The 17217-nt window shown below is 66.3% G+C and carries 13 protein-coding genes; all 13 read left to right on the top strand.

Going from position 1 to position 17217, the window contains the following annotated elements; translation table 11 throughout:
• Positions 1 to 271: 271 nt before the first annotated feature.
• The 13 genes from ACH49N_RS30690 to ACH49N_RS30630 all read left to right on the top strand — a co-directional run bounded on the left by ACH49N_RS30690 (position 272) and on the right by ACH49N_RS30630 (position 17117).
• Positions 272 to 898, top strand: coding sequence for a helix-turn-helix domain-containing protein (locus tag ACH49N_RS30690; protein ID WP_358276475.1), 627 nt, complete (start codon positions 272 to 274; stop codon positions 896 to 898).
• Between the two features lie 230 nt (positions 899 to 1128).
• On the top strand, positions 1129 to 2484 hold the full coding sequence (locus tag ACH49N_RS30685; protein ID WP_358276476.1) for an MFS transporter: 1356 nt from the start codon (positions 1129 to 1131) through the stop codon (positions 2482 to 2484).
• The gene (locus ACH49N_RS30680) at positions 2481 to 3818 is read left to right on the top strand and encodes an MmgE/PrpD family protein (protein ID WP_397504821.1); all 1338 of its coding nucleotides are present in this window, start codon (positions 2481 to 2483) and stop codon (positions 3816 to 3818) included. Before ACH49N_RS30685 ends, ACH49N_RS30680 begins: the two co-directional genes overlap by 4 nt.
• Before the next feature lie 643 nt (positions 3819 to 4461).
• Positions 4462 to 6057 carry a class I adenylate-forming enzyme family protein gene (locus ACH49N_RS30675; protein ID WP_358276478.1) on the top strand — a complete coding sequence of 532 codons (1596 nt, stop codon included), beginning with the start codon at positions 4462 to 4464 and terminating at the stop codon, positions 6055 to 6057.
• Positions 6054 to 7034 carry a cyclase family protein gene (locus ACH49N_RS30670; protein ID WP_358276479.1) on the top strand — a complete coding sequence of 327 codons (981 nt, stop codon included), beginning with the start codon at positions 6054 to 6056 and terminating at the stop codon, positions 7032 to 7034. Before ACH49N_RS30675 ends, ACH49N_RS30670 begins: the two co-directional genes overlap by 4 nt.
• 31 nt (positions 7035 to 7065) lie before the next feature.
• A complete protein-coding gene (locus ACH49N_RS30665) occupies positions 7066 to 8238 on the top strand; it encodes a thiolase family protein (protein ID WP_358276480.1) in 1173 nt (390 codons plus the stop codon).
• Positions 8239 to 8243: 5 nt separating this feature from the next.
• Positions 8244 to 8645 (top strand): OB-fold domain-containing protein, encoded by a 402-nt coding sequence (locus ACH49N_RS30660; protein ID WP_358276481.1) that lies wholly within the window; start codon positions 8244 to 8246, stop codon positions 8643 to 8645.
• On the top strand, positions 8642 to 9613 hold the full coding sequence (locus tag ACH49N_RS30655; RefSeq protein WP_358276482.1) for a TIGR03620 family F420-dependent LLM class oxidoreductase: 972 nt from the start codon (positions 8642 to 8644) through the stop codon (positions 9611 to 9613). The genes ACH49N_RS30660 and ACH49N_RS30655 overlap by 4 nt, the downstream gene beginning before the upstream one ends.
• Positions 9610 to 13137, top strand: a complete 3528-nt coding sequence (locus ACH49N_RS30650) for an indolepyruvate ferredoxin oxidoreductase family protein (protein ID WP_358276483.1) — start codon at positions 9610 to 9612, stop codon at positions 13135 to 13137. Before ACH49N_RS30655 ends, ACH49N_RS30650 begins: the two co-directional genes overlap by 4 nt.
• Positions 13134 to 14537, top strand: coding sequence for an FAD-linked oxidase C-terminal domain-containing protein (locus tag ACH49N_RS30645; RefSeq protein WP_358276484.1), 1404 nt, complete (start codon positions 13134 to 13136; stop codon positions 14535 to 14537). Before ACH49N_RS30650 ends, ACH49N_RS30645 begins: the two co-directional genes overlap by 4 nt.
• Entirely contained in the window at positions 14519 to 15559 is a 1041-nt protein-coding gene (locus ACH49N_RS30640) for an alcohol dehydrogenase catalytic domain-containing protein (protein WP_358276485.1), read from the top strand. Before ACH49N_RS30645 ends, ACH49N_RS30640 begins: the two co-directional genes overlap by 19 nt.
• Positions 15560 to 15561: 2 nt before the next feature.
• Entirely contained in the window at positions 15562 to 16692 is a 1131-nt protein-coding gene (locus ACH49N_RS30635) for a thiolase family protein (protein WP_358276486.1), read from the top strand.
• A gap of 2 nt (positions 16693 to 16694) precedes the next feature.
• Entirely contained in the window at positions 16695 to 17117 is a 423-nt protein-coding gene (locus ACH49N_RS30630) for a Zn-ribbon domain-containing OB-fold protein (protein WP_358276487.1), read from the top strand.
• Positions 17118 to 17217: the final 100 nt, after the last annotated feature.

Genomic DNA, 17217 nt, shown 5'->3' with positions numbered 1-17217 from the left:
GGAGGCTGGTGCCGGGCAGTCCGAATGAGTCGGCGGTCGGCGGTGGGTGTCCTCGACGTCCACGACGGGGTCCTGAAATTCTTTCCGACGGGTCGTCTGCTGTTCGAGAGATCTGTCCGTCTCGTCGGATTCGGTGACGTCTGTCCGTAGTCGGGCGCCATGACTGCTTTCCTCATGCTCTGTGTGTTCGGACCCGCCAGGTCAAAATGGACATACGACCGGTCGACCTCGGAGTGTTCGTCTACGGTCCAACCCGCCTATTATTCAGCGTATGGACGACATGGTGTCGAGTGAGTCGACTGATTTATTGCCCGTGCGTGAGCAGCAGCGACGGATGACGCGTCAGCGGATCGTGGTGGCCGCACGGCAAGTCTTTGAAGAGCATGGGTACGGACAGGCGTCCATCGGGGACATTGCTAAGGCGGCACAGGTCAACAGGGCGACCTTCTATCTACATTTCGCGAAAAAGGCCGAAGTTTTCATCGAGGTGTACGAAGTTGTCCGGCGCCAGCAGAGTGTCCGCTACTGGTCGCTTCTTGGTGAAGCGCTGGTGCGCGGCACTGAGGCGGCGGTCCGCGAGTGGCTCGACCTCGCGCTTGTCTGGTGGGAAGACCAGTCGCCCCTCTTGCCTGCGATTCACGAAGCGATGGCTAGCGACCTCGACGTGGCTGCCCGGTGGAAGTATCAGCTCGACGAGCTGGCGGGCGAGTTGAACGAGTACCTCGCCGCGTTCTCCGAAGACCGTCGCGAGACGCAGCGGTTGCGTGTCGAGCTGCTCATGGTGCAGCTCGACCAACTCTGCTTCCGGGCCATCGTGCAGAAGGTCCTCATCATGGAGAGGGAAGCGCTGCTCGATGTCGTGGCGAGTCTGTGGAGGGATGCTCTAGGTCTGAAGTAATACATGTCAGGCGTCAGGTTGATGCTTGACTCGACACCCTGTCGCCCTTAGTCTCTGATGAGACCTGAGTCACTCGCGCATTTCGCGTCGGGTGTCAGATCAGGTCGGACGGTTGTGGCCTGCAGACCGGGCTCTGCCTGCGTTCGTCGATGGGATCGACACGCCGCCAGGGAAGGGCATCACCTGCCACCGGTATGCCCTAGCCGTCTGAGACGACTTGGGAGCTTCAGATGTCCTCGATTTCCAACTCGGCCACGCCGCCTCCGGCGCTGATGCGGCGCGTGACATTCGCCGCTGCCATCGGGAACACCATCGAGACCTACGACTACGCGGTCTACGGCTTCTTGACCATCGTCCTTGCGAAGTTGTTCTTTCCGGATTCCCAGCCGGGCGTCGCCCTGTTGTCGGCATTCGCGGTGTTCGGTGTGGCATTCGTGGTACGACCCCTTGGTTCGCTGTTGTTCGGGTCGATCGCCGACCGGATCGGGCGCCGGCCTTCCCTGGTGGCGACGCTGGTCCTGATGGCGCTTGCGACAACGGCTATCGGCCTGCTGCCGACGGCCGCATCCGTCGGAGTCTGGGCGCCGATCTTGTTGGTGGGGTGCCGATTGCTGCAGGGGCTCGCCGCCGGTGGGGAGTACGGCACCGCGATGACCTACGCCGCCGAGTTCACCCCGCAGCGCAAGCGTGGGGCGATGACCAGCCGGGTGCAGATCGGTAGCGTGGCGAGCCTGTTGCTGGCCGCGGGGATGGTCCTGCTGCTGAATGCGATCCTGACGCCCGCGCAGCTGGAGACGTGGGGATGGAGGATCCCGTTCCTGATCGCCTTGCCGCTCGGTCTGATCGGATTGTGGATCAGGGCCACCCTCGAGGAGTCACCGGAATTCCGGGCTCTCGAGCAGCGGGGTGCGGTCACCTCGTCACCCGCCAAGGAGTCGTTCGTCAAGCACTGGCGGCTTATCGTTCTGGTCTTCGGCATCGCGGCGTTTCAGCAGATCGGCTACTACGTTGCATTTACCTACGCGCAGTCTTACATCATCCAGCTGGGCTTCACCCAGAAGCAGGCAACCTTGGCGACGGTGATCAGCATCGCCGTTGCCGTAGTGCTTGTCGCTGTGGGCGGACCCCTGTCGGACCGGTGGGGACGGTGGCCGATGCTCCTGTGGCTCTCTGCGGCGATGCTGGTGCTGGCCTACCCGCTCTTTGCGGCCCTGTCGTCCGCGACGAGCCTTGCCGCGGTGGTCTTTTTCACTGTGTTGCTTGGCGTGGTGCCGGCGCTCTACACCTCGGTAGCGCCCGCCACCTACATCGAGGTCGTGCCCGCCAGGGTGCGGGCCACGGTCTTTGCGGTGGGGTTCGCGCTCGCTGCAGCGCTCCTCGGCGGCCCTGCGCTCTACGTCAGTCAATTCCTCGTACGGCTGACCGGCGACAACCGGGCGCCGGCGTACTTCTTGATGTTCGGCGCGTTGGTCAGTCTCGTCGCTGCTCTGGTCGTGCGGCGCCAGCGCCCGCAAGTCTTGGCGCCGGACCTTGCAGTCGCCGCAGCGGACGGCGTGCCTACGGCTCGCTCGCAGCAAGGAGTGTGATCGTGTTTCTCGCTGACCTAGCGGAGCAACTCGATGCCCTGGCGCCACAGCTGACTCCCGATCTACTCGACCAGGCTGGTACCTGTTTGCTCGATGCCCTCGCATGCGCCTATGGCGGACAGGATCTTCCATGGGTGAAGCAGGCCCGGGTGGTCGCTGGCGCGGGTGATGCCGGTGAATGCACGATCTGGGCGAGCGGCGGCCGCAAAGCGGGAGCAGCGGATGCGGCGTTCGCTAATGCTGTCGGCAGTCATTCGGTGCTGCATGAGGACACTCACGCCGAGAGCCGTGTGCATCCCGGGACTGTTGTGGTGCCCGCGGCGCTCGCGATCGGGGAACGGACCGGCTCGTCGATGGTCGATGTCCTCCATTCGATTGTGGTCGGGTATGAAGCAATTGCTCAGGTGGCGGCGACAATGATGACTGACGAGTTCATCGCGCGCGGGTGGCGCGCCAGTAGCGTATTCGGTCCATTCGGCGCTGCCGCAGCGGCCGCCCACCTGTTAAGGCTGGACAGGATCGACACAGTTCATTCCCTCGGGCTGGCTGCCAGCTTCTCGGCAGGCATCTGTCAGTGGGCCGAGGACGGCAGCACGGATGTCTTCTTCCAGAACGCGAACGCCGCCCGCGCCGGCCTTGTTGCGGCATTGCTGGCTCGCGAGGGTGCGACTGGGGCCGCGTCAGCGGTGGAGGGCACGTACGGCCTGCGGCAGGCGTTCGGCGGAATCCGAAACGATATCGACAAACCGAAGATTCGGCTGGACCGGATGGCGGTATCGGCAACCTTCTTCAAAGCCTATCCCTCATGTGCGCTCACCCAGGATGCAATTGACGCCGCCCGGCAGCTTGCCGAGCACGGGGTCGGCTCCGGTGCAATAGTCGGCGGAACGATTCACACATCCGGTGCCGCGGCGCGATATCCGGGATGCGACAACGCGACAACCCTGACAGCAGCGATCTCCCGGCAGATGAGCTTGCAGTTTACGGTCGCCGCAGCGCTGACCGATGGCACCGTCCGTCCACATCGGTATTCGGAACCGCTGGACCCCGGCATCGCGGCGTTGGCGCAGCGTCTTCGGGTGGTGGTCGATCCGGTTGCCGACCTGGCCTTTCCCGACCGCAGAATGGCGCGGGTGGAGCTTCGGTTGGCCGAGGGCCGGGTTGTGTCGGCTACCAGTCGTCCTGACACGATCTTGGCTGGGACTGCCGTAGCAGGGAAATTTCATGACTATTCGGCCCAGGCGCTGGGCGCCGATGTGGCCGCGGTGGTGGCATCGGTCCGGAATCCCGATGGCTGCCGCGATGTAGGCGAGTTTGTGTCTCTCTTGTCCTGAAAACTGCTGTCCAACAGAGGTATACGAAAGATGAGGACGGCCGGTGCTTCAACGCGCATAGAAGCCTTCGACCCGCCCCTTTGGGGCGACATATTGATGGTTGACTCGACAGGGTGTTGTCTCTAAAGTGGGTGAGAGCTAGGGGCGAGGGTCACGCACCGCGCCAGGCAGAAAAGGGCAAGGCAATGCACGTAACACTCACACTCCGGATCGATTGCTACACCGCTGGCACTCCACCCCGCCGGTCGCCTCACGCAAAGCGGTGGCATCACCGCATCCCCAAGGTGGGCAATGCGCCAGGCGGCACCACGGTGAGATCCACTGCGTCGCTACATAACCGGCCCGAGAACACCGGTGATGCGCTGCCCACGACTCTCGGTAACGAGTTTTCGCTACGGCGGGACGCGACCAAGATGAGCGCACTCGCAACGACCGCCGGATCTGGATCAAGGTGGATCAGATGCGTCACAACGAATTTCACGATCACAACAAGAAGGCGGGTAGTGGTTCCGGGCAGCGAGTCCGGTCCATCGAATCGCCGATCCGAGATCGGAGCGATTGCTTCGCTCGGACGTCATCGCCGCAGACCCGCACAAGCACTGACGCCGCACACGGCTGGCCCATCAAAGATGTAAGGACGGACATGAGCACTGTGACGACAACCGACAGCACCCCGGCCGCCACCTTCCCGGCGACCGTGACACGGCTGGCGGAGCTTTACGGCGATCGGGAAGCTGTGGTTGCCCCCGAAGGGCGGGTCACCTTCGCCGAGTTGGCTCGACGCTGCGAAGAGATCGCCGGCGCCTTCGCGGCAGCCGGGCTCCGGCCCGGGGAGCGAGTCGGCATCCTGCTGCCCAACGGGCTGCGCTGGATGGTGACCGTTCTCGGCGCCCAACGGGCAGGTCTAGTGGCAGTCCCGATCAACACCTGGTACCGGTCCAGCGAGATGGCACACCTGATCGGCACCGCGGAACTGCGGATGATCGTGACCGACGAGCACGTATTCGGCAAGGACATCCTCGCTGAACTCAGTGCGGCCGGACACGGGAAGATCTTCGACCCGGGCCGATCCGACGACGGCTATCTGGGGGCACTGTTCTGGCCCGCGGCCCAGCCGTTCCCTCCCACCGCAGTGCGCGGCCCGGTGGCGCCGCCGAACGTTGTTTCGGCTGAGGACGTCGCCATGATTCTCTTCACCAGCGGCAGCACCGCATTGCCGAAACCCGTTCCGCTCGAGCACGGCAAACTCCTCCGCAACGGCCGGGCCATGGGTGAATGCATGGACCTGCGCCCGGGTGACCGGCTGTGGCTCGCTATGCCCCTGTTCTTCGGGTATGGCGCGTGCAATGCCGTCCCGGTCGCACTGACCCACGGGGTGACCCTCTGTCTCCAGGAGAAGGTCGAGGGAGACGCCGCACTCGAGTTCATCGAGCGCGAACGCTGCACGGTCTTCTACGGTCTCGCGACGGCGGTGCGCGCCTTGCTCGCGGCACCGAGCTTCGGGCGCAGGGATATATCGTCACTGCGAACCGGGCCAGTGGGATTCAACGCAGAGGATAAGCGGCTGGCCATCGATGGCCTCGGGATCTCCGAGGCGTGCAGCGCCTACGGACTGACGGAGTCGTATGGCTTCGTCACCATGACCGACGCCCACGATCCCCTCGATGTCAAATTGCACACCCAGGGCACGGTGTTGCCAACCCAGCAGATCCGCATCATCGACAACACCGGAGTGGAGTGTTCACCCGGTGCCACCGGCGAGATCGAGATTCGGGGCTGCGTGATCGACGGCTACCTCGGCTCGGAGGAGGTCAACGCCGGCACCCACTCCGAGGATGGGTGGTTCCGGACCGGGGACCTCGGGGCGATTGATACCGACGGTCGCCTCATCTTCGGTGGGCGCTGGAAGGAAATGCTCAAGATCAAGGGCATCAATGTCGCGCCCCTCGAGATCGAAGGCATCGTCGCCGGCCACACCGACATCAACCAGGCCTATGTCATCGGGCTGACCACCACCGAAGGCGACCAGGAGATGGCCTGCGTCGTCGTCCCCGAGAACGGTTCCGTACCCGACGAGGACGGGTTCATCCAAGGGCTTACCGAGTACATCCGGGGCCGCGCCGCGAGCTACAAGGTGCCCGCCCGGTTCGTGGTGATGGACTCGGGGTCGGTGCCGCAGACGGACACCGGCAAGGTCAGCAAGCTGAAGTTGCGTGAAATGCTCGAGGCCGCACGATGACTCGGACCACCGCGCGGGCAGGCCGCGTTCGGCGCACCCCGGATTTCGCCGAGCTGCCCACCCTGCCCGGCCGCGACGAGCGCCACGCCTGGGACGTCTGGGGTCGCGACGACGAGATCGGTACGTTGAACCTCATCGGTCCCGAGCAACGACTCTCCGCCATCCGCACAGTCCGGACCGGCGCCATGATCTCTCTGACACTTCCTTTGGACGAGCCGGATCCTGGCCTGTTCGACGAGCGTGCCCACTACCGCCACATCATCGACGACACCGTGGCCGGACACGACGACAAACTCGATGACTTCTACCTGCAGTGCTCGTCGCAGTGGGATGGCCTGCGCCACATCAAGGCCGGTCGGCACGGCTACTGGGGCGGCCGACAGGAGTCGGACCTCACCAGCACCGATGTGCTCGGCATCGACCGCTGGGCAGAGCACGGCTTCGGCGGCCGGGGAGTCCTCGTCGACATCGCACAGCACTTAGATGTCCACGGCAACCCGTTGCTAATGGACCAACCGGTAGAGATCACCGCCGCGATGCTCGACGAGGCCGCCGCGGCTCAGGGAACGACCTTCGAATCCGGCGACATCCTCGTGGTCCGAACAGGCTGGACCGAGTGGTATCGGGCCTTACCCCACGGGCAGCGGATGCGAATGCGCGGCACGATCGGCGCCGGATTCGCGTGCCCCGGTCTGGAGTCCAGCAGGGACATGGCCGGTTACCTGTGGGACAACGAGTTTGCAGCGGTCGCCGTCGACAACGTCGGAGTCGAGGTGTTCCCCGTCGACCGCGACAAGGGTTTTCTGCACCGCCGGCTCATCGCCCTGCAGGGAATGCCGTTGGGGGAGTTGTGGCACCTACGCCGCCTCGCGGAAGTATGCGCAGCCCGCGGGTCCTACGAGTTCCTGCTCGTCTCCGGGGTGCTGCCGCTGCCGCGCGGCGTCGGAAGTCCGGCTAACGCCCACGCGATCGTCTGACACCACCCATCCCAGGAAAGGAACACTCACCATGCCACTCGGGCCCCTACGCCAGGTGGCCATCGTCGGGATCGGAATGACCGAGGTGTCGCGCGTCTCCGAACGCAGCGCCCTCGACTTCTCGGCCGAGGCCCTTCGACTCGCCCTCGACGATGCAGGCTTGCGAGCCGAGGACGTCGATGGCCTGTTCACCAACGTCGGTTATCCACTCGCCGTCGACTACGACCGCATGGCCGAAGCTTTCGGCCTTAGTATCCGCGCCGCGGTGCAGACCTGGACCCACGGCCGCTTCGTCGGCCCAGCCCTGCAATCTGCAGTCCAGGCGGTCGCGCTCGGCACCACGGACGTCGCGGCCTGCCTAGCCGGGGTGTCGTTTTCCGGACTGGGACTCGTGGGCGGTGCAGGAGATGCCGAGGGGTTGCGCCAGGGAGGGGGGTCGCACGGTGAACTTCCCCACTACGGAATGACGGCACCCGGTGCGGGGGCAGCGATGGCGTTCCGCCGGTACTGCGCCCGCTACGGGCAGGATCCCGGCCTGATTTCCGCGGTGCCGATCGCGTTCCGGCGGCACGCCAGGCTGAACCCGAACGCCCAGATGACCAAGCCACTCGAGCGCGAGGACTACGACACACAGCCCTATGTGGTCGAACCGCTGCGGCGTCCGGACTTCGCGTTGCTCAGCGACGGCGGTGGATGTCTCCTCGTAACCACCGTCGAACGGGCACGCGACCTCCGCCAACCCGCGGTCGTCATCTCCGGCATGCAAGGCCTGCACGCCGGACGGGACGAGTTCATCTTCGCGCCACCCGGTCTCGGCGTCTTCTCCCAGAGTGACACACGTCGGTTCGAGGACAACCCCGTCTACGCCATGGCAGGACTGGCCGGACCCGGCGACGTCGACTCACTGCAGCTCTACGACGCATTCTCTCCCAACCTGGTCTTCGTCCTGGAACGCTTCGGCTTCACCGGCGAAGGCGAGGCGCTCGAATGGCTTCAGAACGGTCGCATCGAGCTCGGTGGTGATCTGCCGACCAACACCGCCGGCGGACTTCTCTCCGAAGCCCACATTTGCGGGTGGGGGCACATGATCGAGGCCACCCGACAACTCCGGGGACAAGCCGGCGCACGGCAGGTTGCAGACTGCGAAATCGTCCAATGGGCCACGCCATTCGGAGATTCGCTCATCTTCTCCAAGGACCGGTGACCACAATGACCAGCACACGCCCCGAACCCCCGCGCTACCCCGAGGACATCGAACACATCGACGGGGCAGCACGCGGCGAACTCCGCATCCCGATATGCCATTCCTGCGGCGAGCAGTTCTGGCCGCCCGGACCGGTGTGCCCCCGTGACTTCACCGCCGACGTCGGATGGGTGACCGACCCAGGCACCGGGCGAGTGAACAGCTGGGTGCGGTTCCACAAACGGTACTTCACCGGCGATGACGTGCCCTACACCGTGGTCCAGGTCCGGCTCGACAGCGGACCGAACCTCACCACCACCTGGACGGGCCCGACCGATCCGGTGATCGACGAGCCGGTCGTGCTGTCCTTCCGGCAGATCGGTGCTTCGGTCACCCTGCCCGAATTCGGGCCTGGGGTGCCCTCGTGAACCCGGCGCGGCAGCTTGCGGATCGGATCGGGCCGGTGGGAGTATGGCTGGCCGCGCTCGCCGAGGCTCCGGCCGTGACCGGCATGGCCGCCGCCGCGGAGATCGAAGAGCTCGGGTACGGAACGCTGTGGGTCGGTGAATCACCGGTGCACAAGGAGATTTTCACGCACAGCGCGCTGTTGCTCGGGGCGACCTCACACATCACCGTGGCTACCGGAATTGCCTCTATCTGGGCCCGGGACGCCGCCGCCACCAACGCCGCCGCGCAAACGCTCGGTGAGGCGCATCCCGGCCGGTTCGTGCTGGGCCTGGGCGCAAGCCACGCCGAGGCGGGACGCGGCCACGGCCACGACCGACCCCTCACTGCCGTAAGGGACTACCTCGACGCCCTCGACTGCGCCCCGTACCGAGGACCGCGCCCTGCCACGACAGTGCCCCGAGTCCTGGCAGCTCTGCGGCCGCGGATGCAGGAGCTGGCCCGCGACCGCACCAGCGGGGTGCATTCGTTCTTCGTCCCACCGACACACACGGCGGTGGCACGAGACCGCCTGGGCCCCGGCCCACTACTCGTCCCCGAGCAAGCCGTGGTCGTCGATCCGGACCCGCAGACGGCACGCGCCGTCGCACGCGAACACGTCGCGACCCGGCTCGCGCTGCGCAATTACGTCAACCATGTGCGGGCCCTCGGGTTCGGAGACGACGACCTCGCGTGCCACGGCAGCGACCGCCTGGTCGACGCGCTGGTCGCGTGGGGCGACCCCGCTACCGTCGCCGCCCGCATCGGGGAGCACCTCGACGCCGGCGCCGACCAGGTGGCGATCCACCCCCTGACCACGCAAGGCCAAGGCCTGTCGCGGGTCCTCGACCAGCTCCGCGAACTGACACCCGCTCTATCCCTTTACACACGCGCCCGCGACAAACGCCCACTCACGGCGGCCCGTCCCGCGACCGAAGGACTTACCTCATGACCGAGCCCGCCCCCCGTCGTACTCTTGAGGACCGCTACACCCTCACCGAGGGACTCATCCACCTCACCGGTGTGCAGGCCCTGGCCCGGCTCCCGATCGACGTCCGCAGATCGGACCAGCGCACCGGGCTGAAGACGGCGGCGTTCGTATCCGGCTACGAGGGATCACCGCTCGGCGGGTACGACCTTGAGTTGGGCCGACAGTCCGATCTGCTCGCCGAGCACGACGTCGTGTTCCGGGCCGGCGTGAACGAGGAGCTGGCCGCGACGGCGGTGCAAGGCGCCCAACTGGCCGCAATGTCGGCCGACAAGCGCGTCGACGGCATCACCGGTTACTGGTACGGCAAGTCCCCAGGCCTCGACAGGGCGTCCGATGCACTGCGGCACAACAACCTCATGGGAACCCACCCCACCGGTGGAGCGCTGGCCCTCGTCGGGGACGACCCGTCGGCGAAGTCCTCCACGGTGCCCGGCAGCTCGGAGATGTTGCTCGCCGACCTGGGCCTGCCGACGCTCTACCCCGCCGACCCGCAAGAGGTACTCGATCTGGGACTGCATGCCGTCGCGCTGTCACGGGCCTGCGGCCTCTGGGTCGGCTTCAAGATCGCCACCAACGTCGCGGACGGCACCGGCACCGCTCAGGTACACCCCGAGCGGATCCGCCCGATTGCACCCGATCCGGTCATCGACGGGCGCCCGTTCACCCACGAGATGACCGCACGGATGCTGCAGCCCGACCTCGGGAGACTCGAGCGCAGCCGCGACGGTGCCCGCCTCGAGCTGGCCCGGCGCTACGCCGCGGCCAACGGCCTGAACACCATCATCGCCTCCGGGTCCGACGACCGGATCGGAATCATCGCCCCCGGCAAGACCTTCCACGATCTGCGCCAAGCGCTGCGCATCCTCGGCCTCGATGACGCCGAGTTGGCCCGCCGCGGGGTTCGCCTGCTGCACCTGGCGATGGTGCATCCCCTCGAACCGGAGATCATCGACCGCTTCGCTGCAGGCCTACGAGAAATCATCGTCGTCGAGGAGAAGCGCTCCTTCATCGAGGCTGCGCTCAAAGACCTGCTCTACGGCCGCCCGAACGCACCAGTGGTCAGCGGCAAACGCGGCCCCGCCGGCACCGCACTCATCCCAGCCGACGGTGAGCTGGACCCGGACATCATCGCCGGTGCCCTCGCCGCCCGGCTCCGCGCACACGGCGACTTCCCCTCCATCGAGGCCTGGGCTCAGGCACGGCGCCCTGCACGGCCGCGCACCCTGCTTCCACTGGCCACACGCACGCCCTACTTCTGCTCGGGATGCCCGCACAACACCTCGACAAAGACACCCGACGGCTCGCTGGTCGGCGCAGGGATCGGCTGCCACAGCCTCGTCCTGATGATGGACCCCAGCCAGACCGGTGAAATCACCGGGCTCACACAGATGGGCGGCGAGGGCGCCCAATGGGTGGGCATGGCACCATTTCTCACACGCGAGCACCTACTGCAAAATCTCGGAGACGGCACTTTTCACCACTCCGGCAGCCTCGCGATTCGGGCTGCAGTGGCGGGCAAGGTCAACATCACCTACAAGCTGCTCTACAACTCAGCCGTCGCGATGACCGGCGGACAACAGCCCACCGGTGTACTGACGATCCCCCAGATCATCACAGCAATGCGCGCCGAGGGCGTACGCAGGATCATCGTCACCACCGACAACCCCCGCCGCTACCGCCGTGCCCGACTCGCCAGGGGCGTGCAGGTCTGGCACCGTGACCGGCTCACCGAGGCACAGGAGACACTCGCTCGAACCGCAGGCGTCACGCTACTGATCCACGACCAAGAATGTGCCACCGAGTTGCGCCGCAAACGCAAGCGCGGACTCGCCCCGGACCCCGTCGAACGAGTAATGATCAACGAGCGAGTCTGCGAGGGCTGCGGAGACTGCGGAGAGAAGTCCAACTGCCTATCCGTCCAGCCAGTCACGACCGAGTTCGGCCGTAAGACACGAATCGATCAATCATCCTGCAACAAGGACTACTCCTGCCTGGCGGGAGACTGCCCGTCCTTCCTCACCGTCGTCCCCGGAAAGACAAGCGTGACACGGCCCGTCGCCGACCCCATCCCAGCCGAGCTGCCCGAACCGATGCCGGCGGCCTCCGCGCAGCGGTTCACCGTGCGTGTAACAGGAGTCGGTGGATCCGGGGTCGTCACGCTCTCGCAAATCCTCGGCAGCGCTGCCACCATCGCCGACCTCCCGGTCCGGTCGCTGGACCAGACCGGGCTCGCGCAGAAGGGCGGCGCCGTAATCTCCGACATCAAGATCGGCACTGCCGACGCCAACAAAGCGGCGGCAGGGGAGTGCGACCTCTACCTCGGTGCCGACCTGCTCGTCGCCGCAGATCCCCGACACCTCGCGGTCACCGATCCTGGCCGCACCATCGCCGTGATCTCCACAGCACAGGTGCCCACTGGAGCGATGGTCGCCGACCCCACGGTGGAATTCCCCGACGAGGGTGTTCTACTCGACCGCATCCGAGAGGTGACCGCCGCGCCATCATTGACCGCCCTCGACGCCCGCGAAGTGTCCGAGACACTGTTCGGCGAGGACCAATACGCCAACCTCGTACTCACCGGGGTGGCCTACCAGTTGGGCGCCCTGCCGATCCCCGCCCCCGCGATCGAAGAGGCGATCACCCTCAACGGAACAAAGGTCGAGAACAACGTGCAAGCCTTCCGCCGAGGCCGTCAGTTCGTAGCCGACCCGACCGCGTTCGACGTCACGGTCCGCGCCCTACGTGGAGAGCCTGAACAGTCGGCGCCGCTCGACGAAACCGCACGCACCCTCCTGGCGTCCGTCGCGACAGCCCCGAACACCGAACTCGCTCGGCTACTTCGCATCCGAGTACCAGACCTGATCGCCTACCAGAACGCGGACTACGCCCGACACTACGTCGAACAGATCGAACGCGTCCGCCAGGCCGAGACCACCGCGGTGCCGGGTGCGACGGCCCTGACCGAAGCGGTCGCCCGCAACCTCTACAAGCTCATGGCCTACAAGGACGAGTACGAGGTCGCCAGGCTCGCTCTCGACCCAGCGCAGGAGGCCGCCGTCCGCGCCCGGTTCGGCGCGGACGCCCGAATCTCCTACCGGCTGCACCCGCCGGCACTCCGAGCGATGGGCATGGAACGCAAACTCGAGCTCGGTCCCTGGTTCCGACCGATGTTCCGCGGACTGGTCGCCGCCCGGCGCCTGCGCGGCACCCGCTTCGACCTGTTCGGCTACGCGGAAATCCGCCGCCTCGAACGCGGCCTCATCACCGAATACGAACACGTCATCGCCGAACTCGCGCAGACGATTCGGCCCGACACCCACGACCTCGGGGTGAAGATCGCGGAATTGCCGGATCTCGTCCGCGGGTACGAGAACGTCAAACTCCGGACGGTCGAGAACTACCGATCCGAACTTACGGAGCGGATGGCGCGATTCCGTGAAGCCGACGATGCCGTGACCGTCGTTGCGACCGGAGCGTCGCGGTGAGCGCGGGGATCGCGGACCTGGTCGACGAACTACGCCGGATCCTGCCAGCCGACCGGACCCTCGACGACCCGGACATCGTCGCCGGCTACCTGCGTGACGAGGCGGTCTGGGCACCGCACGGGCAGCCCGTCGCGGTAGTGCGGCCCCGAACCGCCGACGAGGTTCAGCAGATCGTGCGCACATGCCTGAGATACCGCACACCACTGGTGCCCAGAGGTGCGGGAACCGGCTTGTCCGGCGGCGCGAACGCCGTCGACGGCGCACTCGTCCTGTCCACCGAGCAGATGACCACGATCCGGGAGATCAACCCCACCGAAAGGCTCGCCGTCGTCGAGCCCGGCGTGATCAACGACGACCTGCGCTCAGCCTGCGCGCAGCACGCGCTGTGGTACCCGCCGGACCCGGCCAGTGCCCCGTGGTCGACGATCGGGGGCAACGTCGCCACCAACGCCGGCGGGCTCTGCTGCATCAAGTACGGAGTCACACGCGACTACGTCCTCGGAATGCAGGTCGTCACCGGCACGGGCGATCTGGTCCGACTCGGTCGCCGCACAGCCAAGGGGGTCGCCGGATACGACCTCGCCGGGATCATCGTCGGCTCCGAAGGCACACTCGGCGTCATCACCGAGGTGACACTGCGATTGCGCCCCGCACGCGAACCCGAACGCACCGTCGCCGGCTACTTCGATTCCCTCACCGCCGCCGGTCACGCGGTCACCGCCATCGGCGCCGCCGGACTCACCCCGTCGGCGCTCGAACTGATCGACCGCCACACCCTGGCAGCGGTCGACTCCTGGAAGAAAATGGGGCTATCCGACGAGGCCGATGCAGTCCTGCTCGGCCGCACCGATGCGCCGGGATCCGTCGGTGACCTCGAAGCCGAGGCCATGTTGGCCTGCTTCACCGAAGCGGGCGCCACGTGGGCAGCGATCTCGTCCGATCAGGAGGAAGCCGACGCCCTGTTCGCGGCGCGCAGACTGGCCTACCCGGCCCTCGAACGACTCGGCCCCGTACTCACCGAAGACGTATGCGTTCCCCGCGCAGCCGTACCGGAAATGCTCGCCCGGATCGAGAACATCGGCCTCCAGCACGACATCGTCATCGCCAACGTTGCACACGCCGGTGATGGAAACCTACACCCGATGCTCATCGTCCCCGCCGGAGATACCGAGGCGCGGACGAGAGCCGAAACCGCGTTCGAGGCCATCCTCGACGAAGCAATCGCATTGGGCGGCACCGTCACCGGTGAGCACGGCGTGGGACTGCTGAAACGCAACGGACTCACACGCGAGCTGTCGGCTCCGGTGCTGGCCATGCAGTCCGCGGTGAAACGCGCACTCGACCCCCACGACATCTTCAACCCCGGAAAGGTGATCGCGCCATGCACGCCGCTGTGTTGACCAGACCGGACGGCGTCGGCACCCTCACCGTTGCCGATACCGAGCGTCCACACCCCGCCCCCGACGAGGTCCTCGTCGAGGTCGCCGCCTGCGGTGTGTGCGGGCACGACCAGGCCGACCGATCCGGTCTGCTGACGATCCCGATCCCGGCTGTACTCGGACACGAAATCGCCGGCACGGTCGTCGAGGTCGGACCAGATGTGCGATGGTTCACCGTCGGCGACCGTGTTGCCGCGAAACAGTTCAGCACATGCGGGCGGTGCCGCCCATGCATGGATGGAAACGAATTACGGTGCCCCGACCGAAAATTTGTTTACGGTGGATTCGCTGACTACGCGGTACTGCACGAAACAGCACTGCTGAAGGTGCCGCCAACAGTGAGCCTTCCAGAGGCGGCCGTCGTGGCGTGCGCAGTGGGAACCGGATTGCAGGCGCTGCGTCGCATCGCCCGGCTCAACGCCGGCGAGACGGTCCTGGTCACCGGCGCGGGTGGCGGCCTCGGTCTTCACTCAATCCAGGTCGCCGCAGCCCTCGGCGCACAGGTCATCGCCCTCACCGGCGATACGGGTCAGGCCGAGCGACTTGCAAACCTCGGCGCCGATCACGTCGTGACGACGGGAGAGGCCGCCTGGCGCGACGTCCTCGACCTCACCGGAGGCCACGGCGCCCACGTGGTGCTCGACAATACCGGTCACCCAGCAGTGTTCCGGCAGGCCTTCCGCGCCCTCGCCCACGCTGGGCGCTACGTCCTGACGGGCCAGGTCAGCGACGAGCCGGTGCGGGTGCATCCCGCTTTCGTCTTCGCGAAAGAAGCCACCATTACTGGTTCGGGTTCCACCCTGATGTCGACATTCGCCGACGCCATGGACATGGTCGCCGACAAACGAGTCCGCCCGGTCCTTTCCATCTACCCGCTCGAAGATGCCGGGCACGCCTTCACCGACCTCGACGAACGCCGGGTGATCGGCCGTGCCGTCCTGGTGCCCAACGGAACTGCGCGGCACGAGGAAGGAGGACGGTGACCGTGACCACATCACCACGTGCGGCCGTCGTCGGAGTGGGAACGACCACCTTCGGTCGACTGCCCGGGCTGTCCGCGGACGACCTGGGAGGGTGGGCGCTCCGCGAAGCCATCGCGGACGCCGGCCTCACCCCCGCCGACATCGACGGTCTCATCACCAGCCGGGTCAGCAGCTACGAAGCAATCGCCTCAGATAACGCAATTCAACCACGTTGGGTCACACACCTTCCCGCCGAGGGCCGAATGGCCGGAGTCGCCGTACAGACCGCGTTGGCCGCGCTCGCCACCGGTCAATGCAAGACCGTCGCGCTCGTCTACGGCAACGACGGAGCCTCCGCACGGGCGACCTATGGGGGCGCCGGGGAGGGCTACGGCACGTCGCCGTCCCTCATGCTGCCGTACGGTATGACCTCGCCCGGCGCGTTCTACGCGATGATGTTGCAGCGTCACCGCCACCTCTACGGCACCACAGAGGAGCAGCTCGCCGCGGTGTCGATGACATTTCGCGAACACGCCCGGCTCAACCCGAACGCCGTGATGCGCAAACCCGTCTCGATGCAGGACTACCTCACTTCCCGCTACGTCGTCGAACCGCTGCATCTGCTGGACTACTGCTTGATCAACGACGGTGGCGTGGCACTGATCCTGACTGTCCCGGAAGCCGCGCCGGACCACCCTCGCCCCCCGGTCTACGTTCTCGGCGCCGCGCAACAGGGGCAGCTGGTCAATTCCGACTTTCCGCCAGAGGATTTCTGGGCCGGCGCAATCAGCGACGCCAGCGCGCGCGCCCTGCGGCTCGCCGGCCGCGAGCGCACCGACATCGACGCGTTGATGATCTATGACAACTTCAGCCCGAACGTGCTGTTCACGCTGGAAGGACTGGGATATTGCGCGCCCGGAGAGTCCGGCGAGTTCATCCAGGACGGACGGATCGGAATCCGCGGCGACCTTCCGGTGAACACCTCGGGCGGCCACCTCTCCGAAAGCTACTTGCAGGGATGGGGACTGAGTGTCGAGGCCGTTCGCCAACTACGCGGAGAATGCGGGCCCCGACAGGTTCCGGACGTCTCGCTCATCCAATGGACGTGCTCCTCGCCGATCGTGACCTCGATCATCTATGGAACGGAGCCGTGACTATGACGTACGTGTCCGACGCAGCCGAGGCACCGACAACCGCCCGACTCGCCCCCTACCTGGACGGACTGCGCGAAGGTCAACTGCGGATCACCCGCTGCACCGTGTGCGGCCTCGCCCAATTTCCCCCGCGCACCGTCTGCCCCGACTGCTCAGCCACCGCGTCAGGAGCATGGGAGGTGGCCTCGGGCCACGGCAGACTCTGGTCCTTCTGCGTCTTTCACAAGGCGTACTTGCCCGAACCTGCACCACAACCGCCGTACACCGTCGCAGTGGTCCAGCTGGACGAGGGGCCGAAGCTGATCACGAACATCGTGGCGGCCGAGCCGGCGGAGCTGTCCGTCGGCATGCCCGTCGAGCCGGTCTTCGGGCTCGGTGGCGCTGCCGAGGTGCGTTTCCGACCTGTCCGCGAGGAGGCCCGGTGAGGGGCCCACCGGTAAGTCCTGCCGTCGGCGCGTCCGAGTTCCGCCGCTTGGGACCAGCGCCAGATCGTGGCGCAGCCAGTTGTACGTGCTGGCGGACAAC

The sequence above is a fragment of the Rhodococcus sp. NPDC019647 genome (genome assembly GCF_044389235.1).
Lineage (GTDB): Bacteria > Actinomycetota > Actinomycetes > Mycobacteriales > Mycobacteriaceae > Rhodococcus_F > Rhodococcus_F oxybenzonivorans.
Note: the sequence above shows the minus strand (reverse complement) of the source record. Positions and strands in the feature narration are given on the sequence as shown.

Excerpts from the sequence above, each read along its gene's own strand:
- ACH49N_RS30660 (WP_358276481.1), top strand. The coding sequence starts at position 8,244 with ATGACCAGCACACGCCCCGAACCCCCGCGCTACCCCGAGGACATCGAA.
- ACH49N_RS30690 (WP_358276475.1), top strand. The coding sequence starts at position 272 with ATGGACGACATGGTGTCGAGTGAGTCGACTGATTTATTGCCCGTGCGT.
- ACH49N_RS30630 (WP_358276487.1), top strand. The coding sequence starts at position 16,695 with ATGACGTACGTGTCCGACGCAGCCGAGGCACCGACAACCGCCCGACTC.
- ACH49N_RS30675 (WP_358276478.1), top strand. The coding sequence starts at position 4,462 with ATGAGCACTGTGACGACAACCGACAGCACCCCGGCCGCCACCTTCCCG.
- ACH49N_RS30670 (WP_358276479.1), top strand. The coding sequence starts at position 6,054 with ATGACTCGGACCACCGCGCGGGCAGGCCGCGTTCGGCGCACCCCGGAT.
- ACH49N_RS30685 (WP_358276476.1), top strand. The coding sequence starts at position 1,129 with ATGTCCTCGATTTCCAACTCGGCCACGCCGCCTCCGGCGCTGATGCGG.
- ACH49N_RS30650 (WP_358276483.1), top strand. The coding sequence starts at position 9,610 with ATGACCGAGCCCGCCCCCCGTCGTACTCTTGAGGACCGCTACACCCTC.
- ACH49N_RS30665 (WP_358276480.1), top strand. The coding sequence starts at position 7,066 with ATGCCACTCGGGCCCCTACGCCAGGTGGCCATCGTCGGGATCGGAATG.
- ACH49N_RS30640 (WP_358276485.1), top strand. The coding sequence starts at position 14,519 with ATGCACGCCGCTGTGTTGACCAGACCGGACGGCGTCGGCACCCTCACC.